General features: G+C 67.4%; 25 protein-coding genes and 1 pseudogene. 15 read left to right on the top strand and 11 right to left on the bottom strand.

Annotated features, from left to right (window positions below):
• Positions 1-41: 41 nt before the first annotated feature.
• Positions 42-1,160, bottom strand: coding sequence for an alanine dehydrogenase (ald, locus tag K789_RS0113660; RefSeq protein WP_024367237.1), 1,119 nt, complete (start codon positions 1,158-1,160; stop codon positions 42-44).
• 246 nt (positions 1,161-1,406) lie between these two features.
• Here ald and K789_RS0113665 point away from each other — a divergent pair, with 246 nt between their 5' ends.
• On the top strand, positions 1,407-2,627 hold the full coding sequence (locus K789_RS0113665) for a PucR family transcriptional regulator (protein ID WP_024367238.1): 1,221 nt from the start codon (positions 1,407-1,409) through the stop codon (positions 2,625-2,627).
• Between the two features lie 31 nt (positions 2,628-2,658).
• Here the strand turns inward: K789_RS0113665 and K789_RS25685 are convergent, their stop codons facing one another.
• From K789_RS25685 to ptsP, 3 genes are all read right to left on the bottom strand, one after another.
• Complete coding sequence (locus K789_RS25685; RefSeq protein ID WP_024367239.1) at positions 2,659-2,937, bottom strand: hypothetical protein; 279 nt, start codon at positions 2,935-2,937, stop codon at positions 2,659-2,661.
• A 74-nt stretch (positions 2,938-3,011) separates the two neighbouring features.
• Positions 3,012-3,434, bottom strand: a complete 423-nt coding sequence (locus K789_RS0113675) for a helix-turn-helix domain-containing protein (protein WP_024367240.1) — start codon at positions 3,432-3,434, stop codon at positions 3,012-3,014.
• A 57-nt stretch (positions 3,435-3,491) separates the two neighbouring features.
• A complete protein-coding gene (gene ptsP / locus K789_RS0113680; protein ID WP_024367241.1) occupies positions 3,492-5,177 on the bottom strand; it encodes a phosphoenolpyruvate--protein phosphotransferase in 1,686 nt (561 codons plus the stop codon).
• A 149-nt stretch (positions 5,178-5,326) separates the two neighbouring features.
• On the opposite strand from ptsP, the gene K789_RS0113685 reads away from it, so the two are divergent.
• The 5 genes from K789_RS0113685 to K789_RS0113705 all read left to right on the top strand — a co-directional run bounded on the left by K789_RS0113685 (position 5,327) and on the right by K789_RS0113705 (position 11,173).
• Positions 5,327-6,055 (top strand): TetR/AcrR family transcriptional regulator, encoded by a 729-nt coding sequence (locus K789_RS0113685; RefSeq protein ID WP_024367242.1) that lies wholly within the window; start codon positions 5,327-5,329, stop codon positions 6,053-6,055.
• A gap of 59 nt (positions 6,056-6,114) precedes the next feature.
• Positions 6,115-8,076, top strand: a complete 1,962-nt coding sequence (locus K789_RS0113690; RefSeq protein ID WP_024367243.1) for a PTS mannitol transporter subunit IICBA — start codon at positions 6,115-6,117, stop codon at positions 8,074-8,076.
• On the top strand, positions 8,076-9,224 hold the full coding sequence (locus K789_RS0113695; RefSeq protein ID WP_024367244.1) for a mannitol-1-phosphate 5-dehydrogenase: 1,149 nt from the start codon (positions 8,076-8,078) through the stop codon (positions 9,222-9,224). The genes K789_RS0113690 and K789_RS0113695 overlap by 1 nt, the downstream gene beginning before the upstream one ends.
• 197 nt (positions 9,225-9,421) lie before the next feature.
• Positions 9,422-9,895 carry a MarR family winged helix-turn-helix transcriptional regulator gene (locus K789_RS0113700; RefSeq protein WP_024367245.1) on the top strand — a complete coding sequence of 158 codons (474 nt, stop codon included), beginning with the start codon at positions 9,422-9,424 and terminating at the stop codon, positions 9,893-9,895.
• A gap of 51 nt (positions 9,896-9,946) precedes the next feature.
• Positions 9,947-11,173 (top strand): MFS transporter, encoded by a 1,227-nt coding sequence (locus K789_RS0113705; RefSeq protein WP_024367246.1) that lies wholly within the window; start codon positions 9,947-9,949, stop codon positions 11,171-11,173.
• 110 nt (positions 11,174-11,283) lie between these two features.
• Here the strand turns inward: K789_RS0113705 and K789_RS0113710 are convergent, their stop codons facing one another.
• Together K789_RS0113710 and rraA are read right to left on the bottom strand one after the other, a co-directional pair.
• Positions 11,284-12,735: a sugar porter family MFS transporter gene (locus K789_RS0113710; RefSeq protein ID WP_024367247.1), complete on the bottom strand. Its 1,452-nt coding sequence runs from the start codon at positions 12,733-12,735 to the stop codon at positions 11,284-11,286.
• 284 nt (positions 12,736-13,019) lie between these two features.
• The gene (rraA, locus tag K789_RS0113715) at positions 13,020-13,496 is read right to left on the bottom strand and encodes a ribonuclease E activity regulator RraA (protein ID WP_024367248.1); all 477 of its coding nucleotides are present in this window, start codon (positions 13,494-13,496) and stop codon (positions 13,020-13,022) included.
• Positions 13,497-13,604: 108 nt separating this feature from the next.
• Between rraA and K789_RS0113720 the strand changes: the two genes are divergently transcribed.
• The 6 genes and pseudogenes from K789_RS0113720 to K789_RS0113750 all read left to right on the top strand — a co-directional run bounded on the left by K789_RS0113720 (position 13,605) and on the right by K789_RS0113750 (position 19,336).
• The gene (locus K789_RS0113720) at positions 13,605-14,933 is read left to right on the top strand and encodes an MFS transporter (protein WP_024367249.1); all 1,329 of its coding nucleotides are present in this window, start codon (positions 13,605-13,607) and stop codon (positions 14,931-14,933) included.
• 162 nt (positions 14,934-15,095) lie between these two features.
• Positions 15,096-15,789, top strand: a pseudogene (locus tag K789_RS26805) (helix-turn-helix domain-containing protein).
• Positions 15,790-16,091: 302 nt separating this feature from the next.
• On the top strand, positions 16,092-17,303 hold the full coding sequence (locus K789_RS0113735; RefSeq protein ID WP_024367250.1) for an NAD(P)-dependent malic enzyme: 1,212 nt from the start codon (positions 16,092-16,094) through the stop codon (positions 17,301-17,303).
• A 98-nt stretch (positions 17,304-17,401) separates the two neighbouring features.
• The gene (locus K789_RS0113740) at positions 17,402-17,902 is read left to right on the top strand and encodes a DUF456 domain-containing protein (RefSeq protein ID WP_024367251.1); all 501 of its coding nucleotides are present in this window, start codon (positions 17,402-17,404) and stop codon (positions 17,900-17,902) included.
• A 38-nt stretch (positions 17,903-17,940) separates the two neighbouring features.
• The gene (locus K789_RS0113745; RefSeq protein ID WP_024367252.1) at positions 17,941-19,098 is read left to right on the top strand and encodes a hypothetical protein; all 1,158 of its coding nucleotides are present in this window, start codon (positions 17,941-17,943) and stop codon (positions 19,096-19,098) included.
• Positions 19,004-19,336 carry a nuclear transport factor 2 family protein gene (locus K789_RS0113750; protein ID WP_084507556.1) on the top strand — a complete coding sequence of 111 codons (333 nt, stop codon included), beginning with the start codon at positions 19,004-19,006 and terminating at the stop codon, positions 19,334-19,336. Before K789_RS0113745 ends, K789_RS0113750 begins: the two co-directional genes overlap by 95 nt.
• 55 nt (positions 19,337-19,391) lie before the next feature.
• Here K789_RS0113750 and K789_RS0113755 read toward each other — a convergent pair whose 3' ends face one another.
• Positions 19,392-20,042 (bottom strand): LysE family translocator, encoded by a 651-nt coding sequence (locus tag K789_RS0113755; protein WP_024367254.1) that lies wholly within the window; start codon positions 20,040-20,042, stop codon positions 19,392-19,394.
• A 103-nt stretch (positions 20,043-20,145) separates the two neighbouring features.
• Between K789_RS0113755 and K789_RS0113760 the strand changes: the two genes are divergently transcribed.
• Entirely contained in the window at positions 20,146-20,601 is a 456-nt protein-coding gene (locus K789_RS0113760) for an Lrp/AsnC family transcriptional regulator (protein WP_024367255.1), read from the top strand.
• Positions 20,602-20,622: 21 nt separating this feature from the next.
• Here the strand turns inward: K789_RS0113760 and K789_RS0113765 are convergent, their stop codons facing one another.
• A complete protein-coding gene (locus K789_RS0113765; RefSeq protein WP_024367256.1) occupies positions 20,623-21,081 on the bottom strand; it encodes an Lrp/AsnC family transcriptional regulator in 459 nt (152 codons plus the stop codon).
• Positions 21,082-21,475: 394 nt separating this feature from the next.
• Here K789_RS0113765 and gluQRS point away from each other — a divergent pair, with 394 nt between their 5' ends.
• On the top strand, positions 21,476-22,372 hold the full coding sequence (gene gluQRS, locus K789_RS0113770) for a tRNA glutamyl-Q(34) synthetase GluQRS (RefSeq protein WP_024367257.1): 897 nt from the start codon (positions 21,476-21,478) through the stop codon (positions 22,370-22,372).
• A gap of 9 nt (positions 22,373-22,381) precedes the next feature.
• Entirely contained in the window at positions 22,382-22,993 is a 612-nt protein-coding gene (locus K789_RS0113775; RefSeq protein ID WP_024367258.1) for an HD domain-containing protein, read from the top strand.
• 69 nt (positions 22,994-23,062) lie between these two features.
• Here K789_RS0113775 and K789_RS0113780 read toward each other — a convergent pair whose 3' ends face one another.
• From K789_RS0113780 to K789_RS0113790, 3 genes are all read right to left on the bottom strand, one after another.
• The gene (locus tag K789_RS0113780; protein ID WP_024367259.1) at positions 23,063-24,379 is read right to left on the bottom strand and encodes an ATP-binding protein; all 1,317 of its coding nucleotides are present in this window, start codon (positions 24,377-24,379) and stop codon (positions 23,063-23,065) included.
• 199 nt (positions 24,380-24,578) lie between these two features.
• A complete protein-coding gene (locus K789_RS0113785; RefSeq protein WP_024367260.1) occupies positions 24,579-25,175 on the bottom strand; it encodes a DUF305 domain-containing protein in 597 nt (198 codons plus the stop codon).
• Positions 25,176-25,301: 126 nt separating this feature from the next.
• Positions 25,302-25,754 (bottom strand): hypothetical protein, encoded by a 453-nt coding sequence (locus K789_RS0113790; RefSeq protein WP_024367261.1) that lies wholly within the window; start codon positions 25,752-25,754, stop codon positions 25,302-25,304.
• Positions 25,755-25,811: the final 57 nt, after the last annotated feature.

Below are 25,811 nucleotides of genomic sequence, written 5' to 3' on the forward strand. Positions count from 1 at the left end.
AAGGGCGGTAACGGAGCAGTCGATGCGGCTTCGAGCGGGTGTTACGCGGAGACGAGCTCGTGCCAGTCGGCGACGAGGGGCAGGTTGTGCGCTTCGGAGACCGAGCGGTGCGCAACCTTGCCGCCGGCGATGTTAAGGCCTGCGGCGAGGGCGGCGTCGCGCTCAAACGCTGCCTTGACGCCCAGGTTGGCCAGCGAGACGGCGTAGCGCAGGGTGACGTTGGTCAGCGCGTACGTGGAGGTGTTCGGCACGGCGCCCGGCATGTTGGCCACGCAGTAGAAGATCGTGTTGTGGACCTTGTACGTCGGTTCCTGGTGCGTGGTGGGGTGCGTGTCCTCGAAGCAGCCGCCCTGGTCCACCGCGATGTCGACCAGCACGGAGCCGGGCTTCATCCGCGAGACGAGCTCGTTCGTGACCAGCTTGGGGGCCTTGGCGCCCGGGATCAGCACGGAGCCGATGACGAGGTCGGCGTCGACCACGGACTTCTCGATCTCGTAGGCGTTGGAGGCAACCGTCTTCAGGCGGCCCTGGTACTGGGCATCCAGTTCGCGCAGGCGGTTGATGTTGATGTCCAGGATGGTGACGTCGGCGCCGAGGCCCAGGGCCATCGCGGCGGCGTTGGTGCCGGCAACACCGGCGCCCAGGACAACGACCTTGGCCGGGCGGACGCCCGGTACGCCGCCGAGCAGCACACCCTTGCCGCCGGCCGGAGCCATCAGCGAGGTGGCGCCCACCTGGACCGACAGGCGGCCGGCAACTTCGGACATCGGGGCGAGCAGCGGCAGGCTGCGGCCCTCCTGGACGGTCTCGTAGGCGATGGCGGTGACGCCCGTGTTGATGAGTTCCTGCGTCAGCTCCGGCTCGGCCGCGAGGTGCAGGTAGGTGAAGAGGATCAGGCCCTTGCGGAAGCGGTGGTATTCGGCCTTGACCGGCTCCTTGACCTTCATGACCATATCGGCGCGGCCCCAGACGTCGTCGGCGTCGGCGACGATCTCGGCGCCGGCGATGGCGTATTCCTCGTCCGTGATGCCCGAGCCCAGGCCTGCGCCGCGCTCCACCAGGACCGAGTGGCCGTGGGTGCGGAATTCGTGGACACCGGCAGCCGTGATGGCGACGCGGAATTCATTGTTCTTGATCTCTTTGGGGACACCGATGATCATTTGTGGGCTCCAGTGCTGGTGGCCTTGCGGGCCGGGGTGAACGCGGGGAAGTCGTACTTCCAGAATAAATCCGGCTGTGAGGCAAGCGACAGGAGCCGCCGTGCGGTAACGCCCGCTGCCCGCGGAAATCCGGGCCTTTTCAAATAGTGGGCTGGACATTTGTCGAACCGGCAAGCGTCAGGTGTCGCCTGCTGTCCGTTGGCGGCTTCGTTCGCCGGGGCGCCCTCCGCGCAGTAGTCTGGCAGGATGCAGCAGCAGGATGTCGAACAGCTCGTGGAGCAGGTCGCACTGAGACTGGGCCGCGGCCTCTCGCTGGAGGATCTCGACGGTCAGCTACTCGCCTACAGCTCCAACCAGTCGCACGCGGACCGGGTCCGGGTGAACTTCCTGCTCAGCAAGCGCGTGGCGCTGGACGTCAGCGCCTGGCAGCTCTCGCACGGGATCGCGACGGCGGTCCGCCCCGTGGTCGTGCCCGCCAATGAGGAGCTCGGGATGCTGGGCCGCGTCTGCGTTCCCCTGCTGGTGCGGGGTTTCCGGGTGGGGTACCTGTGGGTCCAGCTGGAAGCCGAGGAGCCGAACGCTACGTCGGTCCTCACCCACCTGCCCGACGTGGCCCGCGAACTGGAGCAGCTTTCGGCACTGCTGCTGGACTCCAACACGGCCGAATCCGAGTTCCGCCGCCGCCGCGAACAGGAATTCCTGGCCGCGTGCCGGGGCGAGTCCAACGCCGTCGCGGCCGTGGCGGGCTGGAAGGAAGTGCAGGGGCGCGGGCCCTGGCAGCTGGTGACGGTCCTCGATGCCGATGGCTGGGCGGAAGGCTCGGATCCGATCGCCTCCACGCTGATCCACCGCTCCGCGGCGCTGCAGGCCACCATCGGGGTGGATGCCGCGCTGTTCAGTGCCGGCACGGAGACCCACGCCGTTGTCTTGTTCAAGGAATCGACCGGCCGGGCAGACCACGCCCAGGTGCTGGTCCACTATCAGCTGGAGCTGGCCAAGAGGTCCGGCCGGCCGGTCCACCGGATCATCCTCGGAACCTCAGAAGGCTTCGCGAGGCCGCGGGAACTCGCGGATGCGTACCGTCAGTCGCGGCAGGCCGCGCAGGCAGCGGCGGTGGATCTCCAGCTGGGGGAGCTCGTGGACTGCCGCGCCACGGGGATCTACCAGCTGCTGGCCTCGGCCGGCGGCGGGGCGGGGGCGTGGGCGGACGCCGGCTCGGTCTATTTCCGCATCCTGGCGGACCACGACCGGAACCAGGAGCTGCTGCCGGTGCTGGAGCTTTTCTATGACAATGACGGCTCAGTCCAGGAAGTGGCGGACAAACTGCACCTGCACCGGAGCAGTATCTACAACCGGCTGGGCCGGATCCGGCAGCTGCTGGGCGTCGATCCGCTCAAGGGGATGGTGCGGCTGGAACTCCACGCGGCGCTCAAAGCGCGGCGCTGGGCGGCCCGTCCCAGGATCTGACCCGGGGGCGGGCCCAGGACTCTGCTGAACTTTAGGTGCCGCGGCCGTCGCGTTCGGGTTGCTCGGGCTCCAGTGCGGGGCCCGGTTCGGCGCCTGCATCATCACGGTCCGCGGCGCGGGCTGCTTCCCTCGCTCTTTCCCGCCTGCGGAGGGACATCCGGTTGTCGATCCACATCGAAACGGCCACAAACGCAACACAGCTGGCCATAAACGCAGCGGTGTTATTCAGCCCCATGGCGTTTCCGAGGATGCCGGTGAGCACCATGGCGGCAATGCCGGCCACGATGTGCCACCCTCTGAACTTACCCACAATTCAAGCGTAACCCCGGTCGTCTCCACGTTTCCGCGCAGCTCCGGGATCGTTGTTTGATCCTTATCACGCCGTCACGAAGCATCCGCGGCACCGTCATCCCCGGGGTCCGGAGCGCCGTCGGCGGTATTGTTCTTCTTCTGTTTTTCCAGCCAGGCCATGATGTCGGCGAGCCGGATCCGCCGGTGCGTGCCCCGGTATTCCACCGGGATTTCGCCGCGGTCCGTCATGTTCCGCAGATAGGTGTGCGAGATGCCGGCCAGCTCGGCGGCCCGGGACGTGGTCAGCATTTCCTCGACGCTGCTGACCGTCACCGCATCGCCCCGGCTGAACCGCGCCAGCAGGTCAACGACGGCGTCCCGTGCCTGGGCCGGCAGCCGGTGGACGGTGCCGTCGACAAACACCGTGATGTCGTCGCTGCCGTCGAGGGCGTACCGGAGTTTCTGCGCGTCCTCAGCCGGAAGGGCGGCCGTCACCCGGGGAGCAATCAGTGTCATGGTGTGCATCCTAGTGCCCCGGCATCGGCCTCACACTGCGGCTGCCCTGCTGCAGCACTACAGTCCGAGCTCCTCGAGGACCGGCAGCTTCTCCCGGACCCAGGCACGGGCCTCGGTGGCGCTCGGCGCGGAGAGCGCCAGTTTGGCCAGCTCCTGCGCCTCGGCCAGGGTGACGGTCTTCAGCACGGCGGCCACGGCGGCCAGGGACCGGGCTGTCATGGACAGGGTCGAGACGCCCAGTCCGGTCAGGACGACGGCGAGGGCCGGGTCCGCGGCGGCCTCGCCGCAGACGCCGACCGGTTTGCTGTGGCCCTCCGCGACGGAACCTTCCACGGTCAGGCCGACGAGCCGGAGCACGGCAGGCTGCCACGGGGTATTGAGGGCTGCGAGCGGGCCAAGCTGGCGGTCAGCGGCCATGGCGTACTGGGTGAGGTCGTTGGTGCCCAGGCTCGCGAAAGCCACCTCCCGGAGGATGGCCTCGGCGGTGAGCGCCGCGGACGGGACTTCCACCATGACCCCGGGGGTCTTGATCCCTGCCTCGGTGCACAGGGTGGCGAAGCGGGCGGCCTCCTCCGCGGTGGAAATCATCGGCGCCATGACCCAGACGTCTGCCTCGGATTCCTGCTCGGCCAGGGCGATGGCCTGCAACTGGCGTTCGAGCACGCCCGGCGTGGTGAAATCCGTGCGGTACCCGCGGACGCCAAGGGCGGGGTTTGGCTCGGTGGCGTCGGTGAGGAAGGGCAGCGGCTTGTCCGCGCCGGCGTCGAGCGTCCGGAGCACCACCTTCTTGCCGGGGAACGCATCGAAGACGCCCTTGTACGCGGCGGCCTGTTCGTCCACGGTGGGCTCGGTGTCCCGCTCCAGGAAGCAGAACTCGGTCCGGAACAGCCCCACGCCCTGCGCGTTCAGCTTCGCGGCGGCCAGGGCGTCCTTGGCCCCGCCGACGTTGGCGAGCAGCGGCACGAGGTGGCCGTCCGCCGTCGCGCCCGTTCCGTCGAAGTCCGCCAGCAGCGAGGCGGTGGCGGCCCAGTGCTCTGCGGCGGCCCGCTGGGAGTCATCCGGGTCCACGGAGATCAGGCCGGCGGCGCCATCGACGTAGACCTCGGTGCCGTCCGGGAGCTGGTCGACGCCGGTAGCGGCCACGACGGCGGGGAGGCCCAGCGAACGGGCAATAATCGCGGTGTGGGACTGCGGGCCGCCGCCGGCCGTGAGCAGGGCCAGGATTTTCTCCGGATCCAGGGTGGCGGTGTCCGCCGGGGCCAGGTCCTCGGCGATCAGGATGAACGGGGTGGGGGAGGACGGGATGCCCGGGGCCGGGACGCCGCGCAGTTCGGCCACGATCCGGGCCCGGACGTCCAGGACGTCGGTGGCGCGCTCTGCCATGTAGCCGCCCAGGTTGTGCAGCATTTCCGAGACGGAGGCGCCGGCTTCCCAGATGGCCCGCTGGCCGGAGGTGCCGCGGCCGATCAGCTTGGCGGCCGACTTCAAGAGCATCGTGTCCGTCGCCATGAGGGCGGTGGCTTCCAGGACTGCCTTCCCGTCTCCGCTGACGGTCTCGGCCCGGGCCTTCAGCTCATCGTGGACGGCTTTCGCGGCCGTTTTCAAGGCCGCGGTCGCTTCCTCAGCCGTAACGCCGGCCGGCAGCTGCTCCCCGGCGGGCGGTTCGCTGACGGGTTTGGGCATCTGGCGGATGGTTCCGATGATGCGGCCGGGGCTGACGCCTACTCCTGGGAAGTTCTGCACTGAAGGTCCTCATTCTCTGCCGTGGGCCAGTAAGCCGGTGAATCGGGCGGGCCCGCCGACAGCTGCGTCAGCAGGCGGATCCCGGTACGTGAAAAAATTGTATGTGATGCACTTCATATAGCGTTGCTATAGGTGCTAGGGTAGCGGTTATGAGTTTCGATGGCCAGCTTCCGCCAAAGACGCGGCTGCTGCGTGCAGCCGCTGAGCTGCTGGCCAACTCCGCCGGCGGCGCGGTTTCCACCCGCCAGATCACCCAGTTGGCCGGAGTGACGGCGCCGACCCTCTATCACCACTTCGGTGACAAGGAAGGTCTGTTCGACGCCGTCGTCGCGGCAGGTTTTGAAGAGTACGTGGCGGGCGAACGCGACTTCGCACCGTCCGGACAGCCGCTGGAAGATATCCGGCGGATGTGGGACAACCATGTGCAGTTCGGGCTCAAGCAGCCGGAACTGTACCTGGTCATGTTTGGCAATATCCGCCCGGAAAGCCGCCCGGCCGTCGTCGCTGACGCCGAGGGCCTGATGGAGGAAATGCTGAACAAGGCCGCCGTCGCCGGCCAACTCAACGTCCCTCCGCGGGAAGCGGCCAGGAGTATCCTGGCTGCCAACGTCGGTGTGACGCTCATGCTGATCACGGAAAAGGCGCCCGAGCGCAACCTCGAGCTGTCCACCATGACCCGCGACGCCATGATCTTTGCGGTGTCCTCGGACCAGGCCAAGAACAGCGGCCCTGAAGAGTCCGGGAAATCGTCAGTGGTTGTGGCGGCGATCGCCCTGAACGCGGCACTGCAGGCATCGCACTCAGACCAGCTCTCCAGCTCGGAACTCAAGCTCTTCCTCGAATGGCTCCACCGGATCTCCACCAGCTCCACCAGCTAGCTTTCGCGAAATCATCGGACCATCCTGCGGTGCAGCAGGAATGACGGTTAGGAAATCACATGGCAACAGAGACAGTCGCGAAACCCCGCACCAGCGTGCGTGTTGGCGTCCAGAAGTTCGGGACTTTCCTGTCCGGAATGATCATGCCCAACATCGGTGCCTTCATCGCCTGGGGCATCATTACGGCGCTGTTCATCCCGGCGGGCTTCCTGCCGAATGAGGAGCTCGCCAAACTTGTCGGGCCCATGATCACGTACCTGTTGCCGCTCCTGATCGGCTACACCGGCGGCCGGATGGTCTACGGCGTGCGCGGCGGCGTCGTGGGTGCCGTGGCCACCACGGGCGTCATCGTCGGCACCGACATCCCCATGTTCATCGGCGCCATGATGCTCGGCCCACTCACGGCCTGGCTCATGAAGAAGGTCGACAAGATCTGGGAAGGCCGGGTCAAGCCGGGGTTCGAAATGCTGATCGACAACTTCTCGGCCGGCATCCTTTCCGCCGGCATGGCGGTTGTGGGCATGCTCGTGATCGGCCCGGTGGTGAAGGCCTTCAGCGACGGCGCCAGCCGCGTGGTCGAATTCCTGGTTATCAACGGACTGCTGCCCTTTACCAGCATCTTCATTGAGCCCGCAAAGGTCCTGTTCCTGAACAACGCCGTCAACCACGGCATCCTCACCCCGCTCGGCACACAACAGGCGCTCGAGCAGGGCAAGTCCATCCTCTTCCTGCTGGAAGCCAACCCCGGTCCGGGCTTCGGCATCCTGCTCGCCTACTCGATCTTCGGCACGGGACTGGCCAAGGCGTCCGCGCCGGGCGCAGCAGTGATCCAGTTCGTTGGCGGCATCCATGAGATCTACTTCCCGTTCGTGCTCATGAAGCCGATCATGATCCTCGCCGCAATCGGCGGCGGCATGACCGGTATCTTCACCCTCGTGGTCACCGGGGCCGGGCTCCGGTCGCCGGCAGCCCCGGGCAGCATCATCGCCGTCTACGCGGCAACCGCGCGCGACAGCTACGTCGGTGTGACCCTTTCCGTGCTGTTCGCCACCACCGTGTCGTTCCTGATCGCCTCGGTGATCCTGAAAACCAGCAAGACCCCCGTGGGCGCCAGCGAGGAAGAGGCCCTCGGCGCTGCCACCGTCCGGATGGAGGAAATGAAGGGCAAAAAGAGCTCGGTGTCCTCCATGCTCACGGGTTCCGGTGCTGCCGCCGGCGGCGGCGTCGCAGTCCTCGCCGGACCGGTCAAGAACATCGTCTTCGCCTGCGACGCCGGCATGGGCTCCAGCGCAATGGGTGCCTCGGTGCTGCGGAACAAGATCAAGGCGGCCGGCTTCCCGGACGTCAAGGTCACCAATTCCGCAATAGCGAACCTCAGCGACACGTACGACATCGTCATCACCCACCAGGACCTGACCGAACGGGCCAAACCCGTCACCGCCAGCGCCGTGCACGTGTCCGTGGACAACTTCATGAACAGCCCGCGCTACGACGAAATCGTTGAGCTGGTCCGTACCAGCAACACGGACGGTGGGCCCGCTGCTGCCGCCGTCGTCGAAACGCTGGAAGCTCCCGAGGAAACCGGCCCCGCCGGCATCCTGGTGGCGGAGAGTGTTGTCCTCAACGGCACGGCAACCAGCCGTGACGCCGCCATCGACGAGGCCGGCCGGCTCCTGCTGGACCGCGGCGCCGTCGACGCCGGATACCTGGACGCCATGCACGAGCGCGAGGAGTCCGTGTCCACCTACATGGGCAGCTTCCTCGCCATCCCGCACGGCACCAACGCCGCCAAGGACCACATCATGAAATCCGCGGTCTCCGTGGTCCGCTACCCGGACGGCATCGACTGGAACGGCAAGGAAGTGAAGTTCGTGGTCGGCGTCGCAGGCATCAACAACGAACACCTGCACATCCTGTCCTCCATCGCCAAGGTCTTCACCAACAAGGCGCAGGTGGCGCAGCTTGAGGCGGCCACCACGGTCGAGGAAGTCCTGGACCTGTTCGGAAAGGTCAATTCATAGTGAAGGCTGTCCATTTCGGAGCTGGAAACATCGGGCGCGGATTCGTTGGGCTGCTGCTGCACGAAGCGGGGTACGAGGTGGTGTTCGCGGATGTCGCGGACGCCCTGATCACCCAGCTGGCAGCCGCGGACAGCTACCAGGTCCACGAGGTGGGGGAGCACCCCACCGTCCGGACCGTGGAGAACTTCCGCGCGCTGAACTCCAGCAGCCAGGAAGCGGACGTCATCGCGGAGATCACGACGGCGGACGTGGTCACCACCGCGGTGGGGCCGCACATCCTCAAATTCGTGGCTCCGGTGATCGCCAAGGGGATCGCCGCCCGGGCTGCCGGGCTCGCCCCGCTGCAGGTGATGGCGTGCGAAAACGCCATCAATGCCACGGACATCCTGAAGTCCGAGGTGGCGGCCCAATGGGACGCTGCCGCGGGGTCCCTTGAGGACAAAGCGGTCTTCGCGAACACGGCCGTGGACCGGATCGTGCCGAACCAGGAGGCGGGGCAAGGCCTGGACGTCACGGTGGAGAACTTCTACGAATGGGTCATCGACAGGACCCCCTTCGCGGGCAATCCGCCGGTGATTCCGGGCGCGACCTTCGTGGATGAGCTGGAGCCGTACATCGAGCGGAAACTGTTCACCGTGAACACCGGGCACGCCGCCGCAGCGTACTTCGGTTTCGACGCCGGCCTGGAGAAGATTTCCGAGGCCATGGCCGACCAAGACGTCGCCGCGGACGTGCGCGCCGTCCTGGACGAAACCAAAGAGCTGCTGGTGGCCAAGCATGGCTTCAACCGCGACGAGCAGGAGGCCTACGTCCAGAAGATCCTGGGCCGCTTCTCCAACCCGCACCTGCCGGACACCGTAAACCGGGTGGGCCGGGCGCCGCTGCGCAAGCTCAGCCGGCACGAACGCTTCATCGGTCCGGCCGCGGAGCTGGCCGAACGCGGGATAGTCCCGGAGGCCCTGCTGGGCGCGATCGCGGCTGCCCTGCGCTTCAACGATCCGGCCGATGCTGAAGCGGTGGAGCTCGGGCAAATCCTGGCATCCTCGACCGCGGAGGAGGCCACAGCAAAGATCACGGGCCTGACCGCGGACCACCCGCTGTTCCCGGCCGTCGCCGCCCTGGTCGATGAGGCCAGGACTGCCGCCTAGTCCGTTCAATCGCCGAAGCCTAGCCGCCGACGCCGGAGCTCACCCGAGTTCCGGCGTCGTCGTGTTTAAGCCCCCCGTCGAGGTGACAGTTGACGCCCATGCGCCGCGAGATCATGGGCGCCAACTGTCACCTCGCGGGTGGAACCGACAACCGCCCTCTTGACCATTAGGCAGCCTAACAGTTAGGCTACCTAACTATGACCGTCAGTGAACCGGCCGATCCGGGCCTCGTCGCCCTCGCCCAGGACTTCCGCGAGGCCCTCCGCCACAGCATCTACCTCGTCCGCCGCCTGGACGCCGACGGCGAACTCAGCGCCGCCCAGCTCAGCACGCTCAAAATGCTGATGGAGGGCGGACCCACTTCCCGTGAGCCCAGCGGCGTGCGGGTCGGCGACATTGCCCGGAACCTCGGCGTCAAGGTGCCCAGTGCCACCGAGCAGATCATCAAGCTCGAGCGCGCCGGCCTCGCCCGCCGGGAACCGGACCCTCACGACGCCCGCGCCGTCCGTGTGGCCCTCACGGAAGCCGGCCTCGCCGCCGTCGATGCCGCCAACGAGCGCCGCAATGCCGTCATGGCCGGCATCCTCTCGTCCCTTTCGGACGGCGACCGTGCCGCCCTCGCGGCCGCCCTCCCGGTCATCGGCAAGATCAACGCGACGCTTCAGGCCTGATACCCAACCGAAAATCCCACAACTTAGATCCCATGAATTAGGAGTGCAACTATGCACGGCCAGCCCGCCGACACCCTGCCGGCAGCGGAAAAGACCCTCGAGGCTGAGAAGGCCTCACTACTCAAACAGCCCAAGGCGGTGTGGGCGACTGCTCTCGCAGCGGTCTTCGCCTTCATGGGTATCGGCCTCGTGGACCCCATCCTGCCGGCGATCGCCAAGAACCTGGACGCCTCGCCGAGCCAGGTCTCGCTGCTCTTCACCAGCTATTTCCTGGTGACGGCCGTCGCCATGCTGATCACGGGCTACGTCTCGTCCCGGATCGGCGGGAAACGGACGCTGCTGATCGGACTGGCAGTGATCGTTGTCTTCGCGTCGCTGTCCGGCACCTCCGGAAGCGTGGCCGAGCTCATCGGCTTCCGGGCCGGCTGGGGGCTGGGAAACGCCCTCTTCGTGGCCACGGCGCTGGCCGTGATTGTCGGCGTCGCGAGCGGCGGCGCCGGCACGGCGATCATCCTGTACGAGGCCGCCCTTGGGCTGGGAATTTCCCTCGGCCCGCTCCTGGGCGCACTCCTGGGCGGCTGGCAGTGGCGCGCACCGTTCTTCGGGACCGCTGTGCTGATGGCCTCCGCGTTCATCGCGCTCATTACTCTGCTGCCCAAGACCCCGCTGCCAGAGCGGAAGGTCCGGCTCCGGGATCCTCTCCTCGCGCTGGGGCACAAAGGACTCAGGACGACGGCGGCCAGCGGCCTGTTCTACAACTACGGCTTCTTCACGGTCCTCGCCTTCACACCCTTCATCCTGGGCATGGACGCCTACGGGATCGGCGGAGTGTTCTTCGGCTGGGGCGTCGCCGTCGCCGTCTTCTCCGTGTTTGCCGCCCCCGTGCTGCAAAACCGCTTCGGGGCCGTCCGGGTCCTCACCGGCACCCTTGCCCTGCTGATGCTGGACCTGGTGGGACTGGGGCTGGCCGCCGGGCACTCGGTGCCCGCCGTCGTCGTGCTGGTCGTAATTTCCGGGGCGCTCCTGGGCATCAACAACACCATCTACACGGAGCTGGCCATGGGTGTCTCCGATTCGCCGCGGCCCGTGGCCTCTGCCGGATACAACTTTGTGCGTTGGATGGGCGGCGCCCTGGCCCCGTTTGCCGCCGCACAGCTGGGCGAGCACTTCGGTCCGCAGGTGCCCTTCTTCGCGGGCGCGCTGGCCATGGTGGCGGCCATTGCCGTGGTGCTCGGCGGACGCCGCTTCCTGACCGCACACGCGCCCCACGTGGTTTAGCCGACGCACCGGGTGACCAACCCGCCNTGACAGTTAATGCCCATGTTCCCGCGGAACATGGGCATTAACTGTCACCTCGAGAGGCGGAAGGGCGCCGGGCGCACTGCGGCTCAGGCCTTGGCGGAAGCCTTCGCGGAGCCCTTCGGGACAAAGAGCGTCTCGGCATGCTCCAGGGACATGCCGTTGGTCTCCGGCACCTTGAACTTCACGAAGAAGAACGACGCCGCCGCGAACATCGCGTACATGGCGTAGGTCAGGGGCAGGGACGCCGCCGCCATGACCGGGAAGCTCAGGGTGATGGCGAAGTTGGCGATCCACTGGGCGGCCGCGGCGAGGCCCAGGGCGCGGGCGCGGATCCGGGACGGGAAGATCTCACCCAGCAGCACCCAGACGAGCGGGCCCCAAGAGGCGCCGAAGCTGATCACGAAGACGTTGGCGGCAACCAGGGCGGCCGGACCCCACGCGCCGGGCAGCGAAATCGCGTCGCCTGTTCCCGTGGCTGACGCGAAGGCCAGGGCCATGGTGCCCAGCGAGGCGGCCATGCCGATGGAACCCGCGAGCATGATGGGACGTCGGCCGATCCGGTCCACCAGGGCGATCGCCACGAGGGTTACGAGGATGTTCGTGATCGCGGTGGCCACAGAGATCGTCAGGGAGTCCTTCTCCTGGAAGCCGACGGCTTTCCACAGGGTGGTGGAGTAGTAGAAGATCACGTTGATGCCGACGAACTGCTGCAGCACGGACAGGATGATGCCGATCCAGACGACGGGCTGCAGGCCGAAGGCCTTGCCGCGGAGGGAGCCCTTCTGGCCCGCGACCTTGTCTTCCTCGATGGCCTTCTTGATGTCGCGCAGGTGGCGGTCCGTGTCCTCGTTCGGGGCGATGGACTGGAAGATCTTGAGGGCCTCCTCGTTCTTGCCCTGGACGACCAGGAACCGCGGCGACTCGGGCAGGGTGTAGGCAATCCAGCCGTAAACGACGGCGGGCACGGCAGCCGCGAGGAACATCCAGCGCCAGGCTTCAATACCGAACCAGAGGTCCTGGCCGGCTCCGCCGGCGAAGTTCGCGAACAGGGCGTCCGAGAGCAGCGCCGCGAAGATACCAGTGGTGATGGCAAGCTGCTGGAGCGAGGCCAGCCGGCCGCGGACGTGGCGCGGGGAAATCTCGGAGATGTAGGCCGGAGCGATGACGGAGGCCAGACCGATGCCCAGGCCGCCGACCAGCCGCCAGAAGATGAGGTCCCACACGCTGAAGGCGAAGCCGGTCCCGATCGCGCTGACCAGGAACAGCAGGGCACCGAGCTTCATGGCGGGGATGCGGCCGTAGCGGTCGGCGATCTTGCCAGCCAGGTAGGCGCCGGCGGCGCAGCCGAGGAGGGCCACGGCCACGGCGAAACCGGTCACGGCCTCACTGAGCGCGAACTCGTCCTTGATCGCGTCGACGGCGCCGTTGACCACCGAGGAGTCGAAGCCGAAGAGGAAGCCGCCCACGGCGCCCGCCACGGCCAGCCAAATGACCCGCTGGGGGATCTTGGCTACAGTCTGGTCTTGGGTGGTTGTCATCTGGCTCCCTCGGCATTTCGCGTTCCACGGCCTGCGCCGCAGCTACCAAGTCTTACACCAGCGCCGGAGCGACGCCTGTCACACGCCGCAAAAAGTGAGAGGAAACATACAGTTGGCGGGCGCGGCGATCAGGCTCCGAATGCCTCGTGCCGAGAACGGATCGTCACGCAGCGCAGTCTTTTACCCGCTCAACGCCTGACGTTCCCGGGAGGGGAGCCAATCCGCGCCCGCAGGCACGCCGAAAGAATGCCTGCCGTGACGCCGCGGACCGCCGGGAGGAAGACTTACCGCTCGACCAGAATCCCGTCCGGATCGCACCAGATCATGGCGCCGGGCCGGAGGACGACGCCGTCGATCACCAGTTCCACGCCGCTCTCGCCGGCACCTGCCTTGGCGCTCTTGCGCGGGTTGCTGCCGAGCGCCTTCACCCCGAGCGGCAGTCCGGCGATGGCCGTCCGGTCGCGGATGGCGCCGTTGATCACGACGCCGGCCCAGCCGTTCGCGACCGCGCTGGCCGCGATCAGGTCCCCCATCAGGGCCGTGCGCAGCGAGCCGCCTCCGTCCACCACGAGGACGGCGCCGTCGCCGGGTGTGGCGAGCGTGGACTTGACCAGGGCGTTGTCCTCGAAGCAGCGGATGGTACGGACCGGGCCGCTGAAGTGCGTCCGGCCGCCGAGCGACTGGAACTGCAGGGCCAGGGAGTCGAGCTCCTCACCCCGCTCATCGTAGAGATCGGCGGTATTAAGGGCGGATGCGGCCATCGGTTCTCCTGAGCTGGAAATAGGGGGGCGGATCGTGGTCCCCACGATAGTCTGGCTGCACACCGATCTTCAGCATGCGTCGTCAGTTTCCGGGGGGAACCGAATTACATGAGCCTGTCCGATCCACCCGGCGCTGCTCCGGACCCAGCCCGTCGCCTCGCCTCGGCGCCCTCGGCGACGGAACGCCCGACGGCGGTGGCGCTCGCTGAGCCCAATCGGGCGGTCCGACCCGTCTGGATCGCCGGCGTCGTCCTGGTCAACCTCGGCATTAACGCGGCATTTTTCGCCCCGCTTCAGGTGCTCCTTGGCCAGCAGGCGGCAGCGTTCAGCGAGGGCGAGAAGGAAGCCATCCTCGCCCTTGTGACCGGAGCCGGCGCAGCCGTCTCGCTGGTGGCCAATCCGCTGTTTGGCGCGTTCAGCGACCGCACCTCCTCACGCCGGGGCCGCCGGGTGCCCTGGGTCCTCTTTGGAGCCATCCTCGGCGCCGCGGCCCTGATCGCCCTCGCGGGGGCGCCGAACGTTGCCATCATGACGCTGCTCTGGTGCCTCGTGCAGGCCGGCTGCAACGGCGCCTATGCCGCCATCACCGCGGCCATCCCGGACCGCGTGCCCGTGGCGCAGCGCGGCACGGTGGGCGGCCTGGCCGCCATGGGACAGACGGTCGGCATCCTCATCGGCGCCGTGATCGCGGCAGTGGTGACGGGGAACTTCGCCGTCGGATATGTGGTCTGCGCCGTCGCGCTGCTCGCCGGCGTCGTGCTGTATTTCTTCAGGAACGACGACGTCCCGCTCCCGGGGGAGGCGCGACCGCCGTTCCGTCTGGCCGGCTTCGTCAAGGGTTTCTGGATTTCCCCGGTACTCCACCCGGACTTCGCCTGGGCCTGGCTGACCAGGCTCCTGGTGAACATCGGCAACCACATGGTCACCCTTTACCTGCTCTTCTTCCTCACGGATGCGGTCCACCTGGAGAAGACGCAGGGCATCGCGCCGGAGTTCGGCGTGCTGATCCTGACCGGCCTCTATGCGGTGATGGTGATCATCAGCAGCGTGATCGGCGGCCGGCTAAGCGACCGGATGGGGCGACGGAAGCCGCTCGTGATCATGTCCTCGGTCATTATCGCGATGGCCTCGCTGATCCTGGCATTCGCGCCGAACTGGATCGGGGCGCTGCTGGGCGCTTCGGTGCTGGGCATCGGCTTCGGCTGTTATCTTGCGGTCGATTTCGCCCTCATCACCCAGGTGCTCCCCGCGGCGCTGAGCCGCGGCAGGGACCTGGGTGTCCTGAACATCGCCAATTCCCTGCCGCAGGTGCTCGCCCCGCTTATCGCATTCCCGTTCGTGACGCTGTGGGGTGGCTACGTTTCGCTGTACGTGGCGGCCGCGGTGATTGGCCTGCTGGGGGCCGTGTTCGTGGTCAAAATCAAGGGCGTCGACTAGGCCGGAAGCAGCCGCCGTGGCGGCTCTGCCCGGGCCGCTCCGGCGGTGCATATGACTGGCTTTCGGCCCGAGGGCGTGGCGTATAGTGGACGGGAATTGCCGCGGCAGTGCTGTGGGGGATCCCTCCCGGCTGCCGAGAAAACCGACCCCGGAACGCTGCTGATGCCTGAACTTCACTCAGAACTTCCACCGATGGCCCCTCCGCCCAGCCTGCCCAGGCAACGGCTCCGGTACACCCGGATCCTCGACGTGGCCGCCGGGTTCGCGCGCAAGGGACTGGACTCCGTGGTTCTCTCGGAGGTCGCTGCCCGGGCCGATGTTCCCCTCGGCACCCTGTACCGGTACTTTCCGTCCGCCACCCAGCTGGTGCTGGCGCTGTACCGCAAGCAGCTCACAGAACTGTACGCCGCCAACTCCCCTGCGGCGCCAGGGGCCGGCGCGGCGGCCGCTCCAGCGGCAGGNAGGCGCCGCCGCTGCCCCCGTGAAGAAGTCTGCAGGACGCTCCGCGAAGCCTCCGGCAGCGGACGCCACGGGCGACGTTCCGGCCCACGCGCTCGTCGGCGTCGTGATGGAAATCTTCCACATGCGCCTCATGCAGCCTGCCGTGGAACAGTGCCTCAACAAGGTCGTGTACACCAAGGACACGGACACCACGAAGCTGCTCCGCGAGATCGATGCCACGGCCGAGAAAGCCGTCACGGCCGTAAGCGGTAACGCCGCCATCTCCCGGGTGCTGCTGCTGACCGTCACTGGACTGGTCCAGTCGGTCCGCTGCCGCCGGCTTTCCCTCTTTGAAGCCGAGGAAGACCTCAAGAAAGCCTGTTTCCTGCTGACATGCGGCCACCCCACGGCGTAACTGGTCTAGACCAATCTGACTTTTTACCCGCCGGTAGCGGGCTATTTCAGTGATGCGGGTCACAAAAAAGCCTGGATAAACGTTTCACCACCGGCGGAAGTGTGTCCCCCGACACTTCATGGCCCGCCGGCTTTGTTTACCATTGCAGAACCGGAGCGGCCCCGCCGCTTGCAGTACACGGAGCACCGCCAACGGCCCACCAACCTCGGGCCGCTGCCGTCGTTCCCCAGACCATCTTGAGCATCCCTGTGCTTGAGCTTCCATGAGCCGTATGCCCACGGTGAGCCCCAGGAGACAACGACGTGTCCATTGAGACGACTATCCCCACCGACGCCACTTCCCCCGCAGAGCCCGTAGAGGTGCTTAGCGACGAGGAAATTTTCGCATCCCACCAGGGCGGCAAGCTTTCAATTTCCAGCACTGTGCCGCTCGCCAGCAAGCGCGACCTTTCCATCGCCTATACGCCAGGCGTTGCCCAGGTCAGCCGCGCCATCGCCGCCAACCCGGAACTCGCCAAGACCCTCACGTGGGCCCAGCGCCTCGTTGTCGTCGTCAGCGACGGCACGGCCGTCCTTGGCCTGGGCGACATCGGGGCCAGCGCCTCGCTGCCCGTGATGGAGGGCAAGTCCGCCTTGTTCAAGGCCTTCGGCGAGCTCGACTCCATCCCGTTGGTGCTCAACACCACCAACGTCGACGAGATCGTGGAAACTCTCGTCCGCCTGCGTCCGAGCTTTGGCGCCGTCAACCTCGAGGACGTCTCGGCGCCGCGCTGCTTCGAACTCGAGGAGAAGCTCATCGAAGCCCTCGACTGCCCCGTTATGCACGATGACCAGCACGGCACCGCCGTCGTCGTCCTCGCCGCACTCACCGGCGCCGCCAAGGTGACCGGACGAGGACTCGAGAAACTGCGCGTTGTCGTCTCGGGCGCCGGCGCCGCCGGAATCGCCGTCGCGCAGATGCTGCTCACCGCCGGGATCACCGACGTTGTGCTGCTGGACTCCCGCGGCGTCATCAACAGCGAGCGTGCCGACATCGCCGCCGACCCCACCAGCAAGAAGGCCCAGCTGGCCCAGAGCGGCAACCCGCGCGGCGTCTCCGGCGGCCCCGCCGAGGCACTTCTGGGCGCCGACGTCTTCATCGGCGTCTCCTCCTCCAAGCTGGACGAGGAACACCTCAAGCTCATGAGCGAGGACGCGATCGTGTTCGCCCTCTCCAACCCGGACCCCGAAGTCCTGCCGGAGGTCGCGCGCAAGTACGCGGCCGTCGTCGCCACGGGCCGCAGCGACTTCCCGAACCAGATCAACAACGTTCTTGCGTTCCCCGGGATCTTCCGCGGAGCCCTCGACGCCGGCGCCCGCCGGATCACGCCGGCCATGAAGCTGGCCGCGGCCCGCGCCATCGCCGAACTGGCCGATGAGGACCTTTCCGCCGACTACATCGTCCCCAGCCCGCTGGACCCGCGCGTGGCACCGGCGGTTTCCGCCGCCGTCGCCGCGGCGGTTGAAGCCGAGTAGACACAGCTGAACAGACGACGACGGCGCCGCATCCTTGGGGGAGGCGGTGCCGTCGTCGTCTGGTGCTCCGGTACCGGCTCGAACCATAGACTGGAGCGATGAACCCCGAGACCGTCGTGACGATCCTGTGCGGCCTCGCCATCCTTGTGGGCGTGGCCGGCACCGTCATCCCCGTCCTGCCCGGCAGCATCCTGATCGGACTGAGCCTGCTCGCGTGGGCCATCTGGGGCGGCGCCGGGACCACCGGCTGGGTGGTGTTCGGGATCGGCATGGTCTTCGTCCTGGCCGGAATGGCCGCCAGCGCGGTCCTCACCGGCAGGAAACTCAAACAGCACAGCATTCCGGGCCGTTCGGTGGTGGCCGGGCTGGTCCTTGGGGTGGTGGGGATGTTCATCATCCCCGTCGTGGGCCTGTTCATCGGTTTCGCCGCCGGCCTGCTGCTGAGCGAGCTGCAGCGCACACGCGTCTTCGGCACTGCCGTGGCATCCAGCTGGGCGGCATTGAAAGCCACCGGCCTGGGAATGATCGTGGAGTTCGGACTCGCCTGCCTGGCCGGCAGCACCTGGGTGATCGGGCTCTGGATTTCGGCCGCCGCCTAGTCTGCCCGCGGCCACCCCGGGCGGACTAGCATGGAGTCATGAGCGCCGGACCAGGGGAAACCGCCCCCCGACCAGCCCTGTACCGCGACCCCCGCGACCTGACCCCGTTCCGGACGCCGGTGATCCGGACGCCCGTCCGCGGCCTCGCCGACGGCGTAACCGGTGCTTTGGCGGGGCGGATCCGCGGCTCATTGCCGGTGGAGGGCGGCGCACCCCGGCTCGGCAAAGTGGGAGGCAGGGCACCGGCCAAAGCGGCGAAGACCTTACACGGCGCCATCTTCGGCAGCTCCGACCCGGACCGGCTGATCGCCCTGGCGCACGCCAACCCCGGGTGGGCCGGGCTGTGCTACCTGATGGCCGGACTGCAGAGCTATGCCCAGGGCGGCCACCTGCGCGCCTCCGAACTGCTCCAGCGCGGCCTGCTGATCAGGAACGACGACGACGCGAACCGGTATGCGTCCGTCTATCTGGCCCGTGTCATCACCCGGGTGGCCGTGGCCGAGCGGGTCGAGGTCCCGGTCCTGTTCAGCGAGGAGGCCGCGTTCCTGGCGTTGTCCCATTCGCTGCGCGAGACAGGCCAGGGCGAGGCCGCGCTCGCGGCGCTGACCGGATTGCCGCCGTCGTTGCCCATGGCACTGGCGCGCTGCTCGCTGGCCGCGTCGCTGGGACGGCATCTGGACGTGGTGGCGGACACGGAAGGGCTGCTTAACGGGGACGACCTCTCCGCGGCGCTGCTCCTGGTACGGGCCCGATCACTCCGGAAACTTGGCGACGACCGGGAAGCCCGGGCAGCCCTGCAGGAGGTCCTGCGCCGGCGCAAGACCGATTTCACGCTCCGCAGCGATGCCCTGACGGACCGGGCGCTCCTCCTCCTGGACAACGGGCGGAAGGTGCTGAACCGGATTCAGTGGCAGCACCGCCAGCCCACGGAACTGGAGACGGTCACGACGCTCCGCAAAGACGCCGAACTGCATGAGCTCTGGGACCGCGAATACGGCCTGGCCGACGACGGCGAAGTGTCCCGTTCCGGTTCAATGACCCTTGCGGGCTCGCGGAGGCAGGGAGTAAAACCGAGGAATGAGAGATGCGGCAGCGCGCTGGATGCAGCATTACATCGCAGCCTGGACGTCGAACGAGCCGGAGGACATCAAGGCGCTTTTCACGGAGGACGCCGTGTACGCCACCCGCCCGGATGATCCCGAGGCGTGGACCGGGCGCGAGCAGATCGTGGAGCACTGGATCGCCGGGCGTGATGAACCGGGGGAATGGACCTTCGACTGGAAGCTCCTCGGCGTCGACGGCGGCAGGGCCTTCGTGCAGGGCCGCACCGATTACCGCGGGGACAGCCGCAGCTACGACAACCTCTGGATCATCCAGCTCACGGGGGACGGCCGGGCCACGGCGTTCACGGAGTGGTACATGCCGCGCACGTGACAGTCCGGCGGGCGGCCGCGCGGAGCCCCAGCCGCAGGTCCTTAGCCGCGGAGCCTCAGCCGCGGGGCAGGGCGTGGCCCAGGAGCGGTACAAGCTGCTCGGACAGCAGGACGGCGCCCAGCGCCACCATGATGATGCCGCTCGCGAGCGTCACTTTCCGTGCCGCTCCCGGCCGGGAGTGCAGCAGTTTGCGTGACAGCAATGCAACGCCGGTGTAGACCACGGCGACCAGGAGGACAAACGTCAGGCCGAGGAGGCCTGACTGCACCGGCACCGGCAGCGACGCCTCCGGGCTGACAAACTGCGGGACCAGGGCAACATAGAACAGCAGTCCCTTCGGGTTGATGCCGCTGGTTCCCATGCCCTGCAGGAAGGTCCGGAACTGGTTCGCCGGAGCCCGCACTTCTGCGGTGCCGAAGCTCGCCCCGCGCCAGGACCGGATGGTCGAGAGTCCGAGCCAGAGCAGATAAGCCGCGCCGGCCACAGTCAGCCATCCCAAGACGCCGGGAACCCCGGTGAGCAGCGCTGCCAGGCCCGCGACCAGGAGCACCGTGTGCAGCACATAGCCGCCGCAGAGTCCCGCCACGGCCGGCACAAAGCTGCGCTGCTTCAGGCCTGCGGCGATGGAATAGGCCCAGTCCACCCCGGGCGTGCAGGCAAGGGCGCCGGCGACCACCAGAAAGGCGAGGAAAAGCTGGGGGTTCATGGCGGTCTCCTGACGGGTGGGTACAGGAAAAGTCTAGAAAAAAACGCGCCCAAAGTGTTCCCTGTTTTCGCGGAGAAACACCGCTGACGGGTAAGATTATTGCGTGATTGACCACTTGGACAGAAGTATTTTGCGCTACCTCAAAGAGGACGGCCGCATGACGGCGACAGCGCTTGCCGCGAAGGTGGGATTGACCGTGGCGCCATGCCACCGGCGGCTCCGCGATCTGGAAGCCTCCGGCGTTATCCGCGGCTACCGGGCGGACATCGATCCGGCCGCCGTGGGGCTCGGGTTCGAGGCGATAGTGTTCGTCACGCTGCGGCAGGTCGACCGCGCCACGATGGAGATCTTCGAGAACCGGGTGGCGGACAACCCGAATATCGTGGAGGCCCAACGATTGTTCGGCTCGCCCGACTACCTGCTCAAAGTCATCGCCGAGGACCTGCCCGCCTACCAGCGCTTCTATGACAGCGAACTGACCTCGTTGCCCGGGGTCGAGCGTCTGACGTCGACATTGGTCATGAAGAACCTGAAGACCAATACCGGGCCACCCGTTTAGTCCAACCTTCCGGAAGGGGCCTCAGGCGCCCAGCAGCCCTGTGGTCCGGTACGGGATGACTTCACGCAGGAACATGCTCGTGGACGTCCGCACGATTCCCGGGCACAGCCGGATCTCTTCGGATACGCGGTACAGATCGTCCGGGCTCTTAGCCACCACCCGGATCAGCAGATCGGTTTCCCCTGCCGGCGCGTGGCATTCGAGGACTTCGGGGATGTTCCGGAGCGCGGCGATCGCCTCATTCAGATGGCTTTGGTCCAGTTCCGCGCTCACCGACGCCGCCACGCCCCGGCCCAGCGCCGAGGGCAGCACGCGGCTGCTGTTGGGCCGGAGTGCGCCCGACGCCGCCATCCGTTCCAGGCGCGACTGCACGGTGCCGCGGGCCAGGCCCAGCTTCTGGGCCAGCACCATGATCGGCAGCCGGGGATCCCCGTCAAGGGCGAGGAGGATCCGACGGTCCGTCGTGTCCAGTTCCTGCAAAGTGACCACTTCCTGTTCATAGTTGCGCCGTGTATTGATCAGTCTGACTACTCCAAAGCACGCCCGTTGCACCAACTGTAGGACTTCTGTTGGAATAGTGACAACAAAGGGGCAAGGCCACCGCCGGACTCCACAGGCTACAAGTACCCCGGCACACCACCCGGACCTTGGACGAGGCTTCCCGCAAGGAACCCGCCGGCTGATTGACTCTTGTTCACACCATCGTCATTCCGCACAAAAACTCCGCAATCGCAGTTCTCCCGATTCGCAGTGCCATGGCCCGGAGCAACGCCCCGGGCCCAGCACGGCAAGAGCCCCTGAGCCACCGACGTCGGTTTTCCGAAGTCATCGGTAGCTGAGGGGCTCTTGTGCTGGCTGCGCATAGGCTGGTGCCATGACATCTGCCGGCCGCTTCGCCCCCAGCCCGTCCGGCGAACTGCATGTCGGCAACCTCCGCACAGCCATCCTCGCCTGGCTCTTCGCCCGCTCCACCGGCCGGCGGTTCCTGATGCGCGTCGAGGACCTCGACAGGGCGCGGGCCGGCGCCGAGGCTGAGCAGCTCCGCGACCTGGCTGCAATCGGGATCACCTGGGACGGCGGCGTCGTCCGCCAGGCCGACCGCGGGGTCCACTATGCGGCCGCGATCGCCCGGCTTGCCGAGGCGGACCTGACCTATGAGTGCTTCTGCACGCGCCGGGAGATCCAGGAGGCGCCGTCCGCGCCGCATGCCCCGCAGGGCGCCTATCCCGGCACCTGCCGGAACCTCACTGCCGCCGAGCGCGAGGCCAAGCGCGCCGCCCGGCCGGCGGCGCTGCGGCTCCGGTCCACCGTTACCGAAGGGACGGTGCAGGACCTGCTGCGCGGCAGTTATTCGGGCGTGGTGGACGACTTTGTACTCCGGCGCAATGACGGCGTCATCGCGTACAACCTTGCCGTAGTGGTCGATGACGCCGAGCAGGGCGTTGACCAGGTGGTGCGCGGCGACGACCTGCTGCCGTCCACGCCCCGGCAGGCCTATCTCGCCCTGCTGCTGAATATGCCTGTTCCGGAATATGCGCATGTTCCGCTCGTGCTGAACGCCGACGGTGCCCGGCTGGCCAAGCGCGACGGCGCCGTCACGCTCGCGGACCTCGCGGCCGAAGGCGTCCCCCCCGAGGACGTGCGGGACGCACTGCTGGTATCCCTCGGGCTGCCGGCAGGACCGCTGGAGCACGCCCTCCCCCTGTTCGATCCCGCCGCGCTGCCCAAGGAGCCGTGGGTGTGGCCGGGGCTGGGCGGCGTCGGCGCGTAGGCTGGAATCATGTCAGAACCAGAATTCACGGAAGCACGCGCCCCTCAACCGAGTTTCACCGTGGAGACGGCGAAGATCCTTGCCGAAGTCGCTCACAATCGGCAGAAGGACAAGCTCAAGCGCCCGTACCGCGAGCATGTCATCGCCGTCGGGGATGCGCTGGCGGATTTCGACGACGACATCCGGATCGCCGGGTACCTGCATGACATCGCCGAGGACACCCCAATAACCCGGCAAGCGCTGCTGGACATGGGCGTCTCCGAGCGGGCCGTGGACATTATCGAGCGGGTCACGAAGCGCCTGCACGAAAACCCGGATGACTACCAGGCTGGCATCCGCTACATTGCCGAGGACCACGACGCAACCCTGGTGAAGATCGCAGACAACGCGCACAACTCCCTGCCGGAGCGCGTCCGGGCACTGGCCGAGAAGTGGCCGGACAAGCCGCCGGTCACCCGCTACAACGAGGCCCGCCCGGTGCTCTACGCCGCGGTTCCGGTGGAGGAGACCCGCAAGATCCTCGCCCGGATCAACCCCTGGCTGCTCGACGAACTCGACGACATGCTCGACGAGGCGGACGACACGGACTACGAGAACCTCTCCTACGACGACGCCCCCTAGCAACGCGGGGTCAGATACGGCCCATCCCGGGGTCCGACATGGGCCGTATTTGACCCCGCGTTGCTTTGGCTACACCCGGCCCAAGGCGTCGATGTCCTCGAGGAACTGCTGGTGGACTTCCTCGCTGACCGTGGTGCGGGTATCCCCGATCGCGTCGAGGTAGTCCTGCGTCGCGGGGCCCTTCCGGACGGCCTCGCGGACGGAGGCGTTGCCGCTGGAAGCCAGCCCGCCGTCGTCGTACACCGCCTTCTCCAGCGCACGCTGGGACGCGCTCCGGGCCGCATACTCAATGTCCGCGGGGGAGAAGCCTTCGGTGCGGTCCACCAGGAGCTCCACATCCACGTCGTCCACCACCGTGGCGGGAATGAAGCGCTGCCACATGGCCTCGCGGGCCTGCCGGTCGGGCAGGCCGATGGGGATCACGTAGTCGAAACGGCCGTGGCGCAGGAACGCGGTGTCCAGGGCGCGGATGAAGTTGGTGGCGCAGACCAGCAGTCGTCCCGGCTGTTCGCGGAAGGCCGGGATGATCTTGAGGAGTTCGTTGGTGACGCCCTGCAGCGGCGACGGCGGTTCGCCGGAACGCTGGGAGGCGATCTCCTCCACCTCATCGATGAAGACGACGGCGTGCTCCAGCTCGGCGATCTCCAGGAAGGTCTCGCGCAGCGCACCGGCGAGGCCCTTGGGGTCGGCGGCCAGGCGGGAGGGGAAGACCTCCACAAAGGGCCACTCCAGGCGGGAGGCAATCGCCTTCGCGAAAGTGGTCTTGCCCGTGCCGGGAGGGCCAAAGAGCACGACGGCGCGCGGCGGCACCACACCGTATTCGTCGGCGAGGTCGGCCTCGGCAAGCGGCAGCACCAGGCGGCGCTCCAGCAGCTCCTTCTCGTTCCGCATGCCGGCGACGTTTTCCCAGAGGTCGCGGGCCAGGATCCGGCCGCCGAGCTGGCTGAGCGGTTCGAGTTCCTGGCGCTGTACCGGGATCTTCCGCTCGAAATAGCGCAGGTTCTTCTTCAGTACGAAGCCGCGGCCCAGGAAAGCCTCCACCCGAGTCTCGGATTCCGGCATGAGTGCGGACAGCTTGTTCAGCCCGTGCGGGGCCATCCGGTTCTCGACGGCGGCCAGCAGCGAGGTGCCGATCCCGCGGCCGCGGAATTCGGGGAGGGTGGCCAGGAAGACGATCCAGCCCTGGTCGTGGGCGGCGCGGCCGACGGCGGCCCCCACCACCTGGTCACCCTGCACCGCGACCACGGCGTGGTCCTTTTCGCAGGAGGCCAACACCTCGGAGAGCGCATAGACCGGCTCGACATTGGTGGCCTTGAGTGACTCCCAGAGGTGCAGGATGCCGTCGAGATCGGCGGAATGGAAATCCCTGATTCGCCAGTTGGTCATGAGGTGTCTCCCGGGTGGTTCGTCGCTGAGCCAGTGTGAGTCTGTCTGCTGAGCATATGCGAACCGCTCCCGGGAGAGGTTGCGGGGACGTTGCGTTACGCCCCGGCGACCAGCCGCGCCCCCTGCCGAGGTGAGAGGTCTCGCCCATGATTCCTCCGGACGATGGGCGCGAAACCTCACCTCGGGGTCCATGGGCCGGTTAGAGGCCCGCGAGCAGCTCCTTCATTTCCTGGATCTCGCCCGTCTGGGAGGCCGCGATGTCCTTGCCGAGCTGGACGGCTTCGGCATTCTTGCCGCTGCGGACCTCGGCGTTCGCCATCTCGACGGCGCCCTCGTGGTGGGCAATCATCTGGCTGAGGAACAGCCGGGCGGCCTCGGTGCCCTGGGCGGCGTCGAGCCTCGTGAGGTCGTCGCCGCTCATCATGCCGGTCATGGAGTGGCCGCCGGGTGCCTGCTTGGGTTCGCTCCAGCCCTTGAGCCATCCGGTCATCTTCTCGATTTCGGGCGCCTGGGCTGCCTTGATCTTCGTAGCCAGCGCGGTGATCCGGGCGTCGATACCCTGCTTTTTCAGGATCATGTCGCTCATCTCGACGGCCTGGGCGTGGTGCGGAATCATGGCCTGGGCAAACATCGTGTCCGAGCCGTTGTGGTCGGCCATCGCGGCCGGGCTGGCCGGCATGGCGCTGTGGTCCATGCCGGGCATACTGCTGCCACTGGAACCGGATCCGGTGGAGCAGCCTGCCAGGGCTATGGCGGCGGCGAGGGCTGTGGCGGAAATCGTGAGGGTCTTCTTCATGGAGAATCGTGTCCTTCGGGGATCCGGCGGCGTAGCCGGTGTTCTGGGGCGAGCGGCTTTCGAAATGGCGGCCGCGCGCCGTGGGGCAGGGGTCGGCGCCGGCGTGTTCACGGCACATGCCCGCTTTTACGTGCGGCTGATGGACAGGTCCCGGGGTGTGGGCGTCCCGGGCAGAAAGGCGTAGTGCGCCTGCCGGCCGGCCGGGGCTGCCGTCCAGGACTGGATCGCCAGCAGTGTTGTTCCGGGCTGCGGGGCGCCCAAGGAAGCGCCCGCAGGGGACGGAGTGCAGTCAACATGAGCTGCCGGCTTCTCGGCGCAGCCGCCCTGGCAGACGCACGACGGCGGAGTAGTAGGGCCGGCGTTATGGCTGGGATGTTGGCCGTGGGCCGGCGCGGAGGCCGGGTCCGCGGCTTGTTCCGCGTGTCCGCCGCTGCCCGCAACGGCTGCGTGGGAGTGCATCCCATGGGAGCCGGAGAGGATGTGCATGCCCAGGAAGCCTGCGATCACAGCGAGGATTCCGGCCAGCAGCGCGGCCCGGTGCAGGGAGGAGGCGGGACCTGCCGGGCTGGCAGTGGTCATCGCGGTCCTCCTCTCCGGGGTGCTGTGTGCGGGTTTCAGGCTACCGGTGTTCAACGA

This window comes from Arthrobacter sp. TB 26 (assembly GCF_000427315.1).
Taxonomy (GTDB): domain Bacteria; phylum Actinomycetota; class Actinomycetes; order Actinomycetales; family Micrococcaceae; genus Arthrobacter.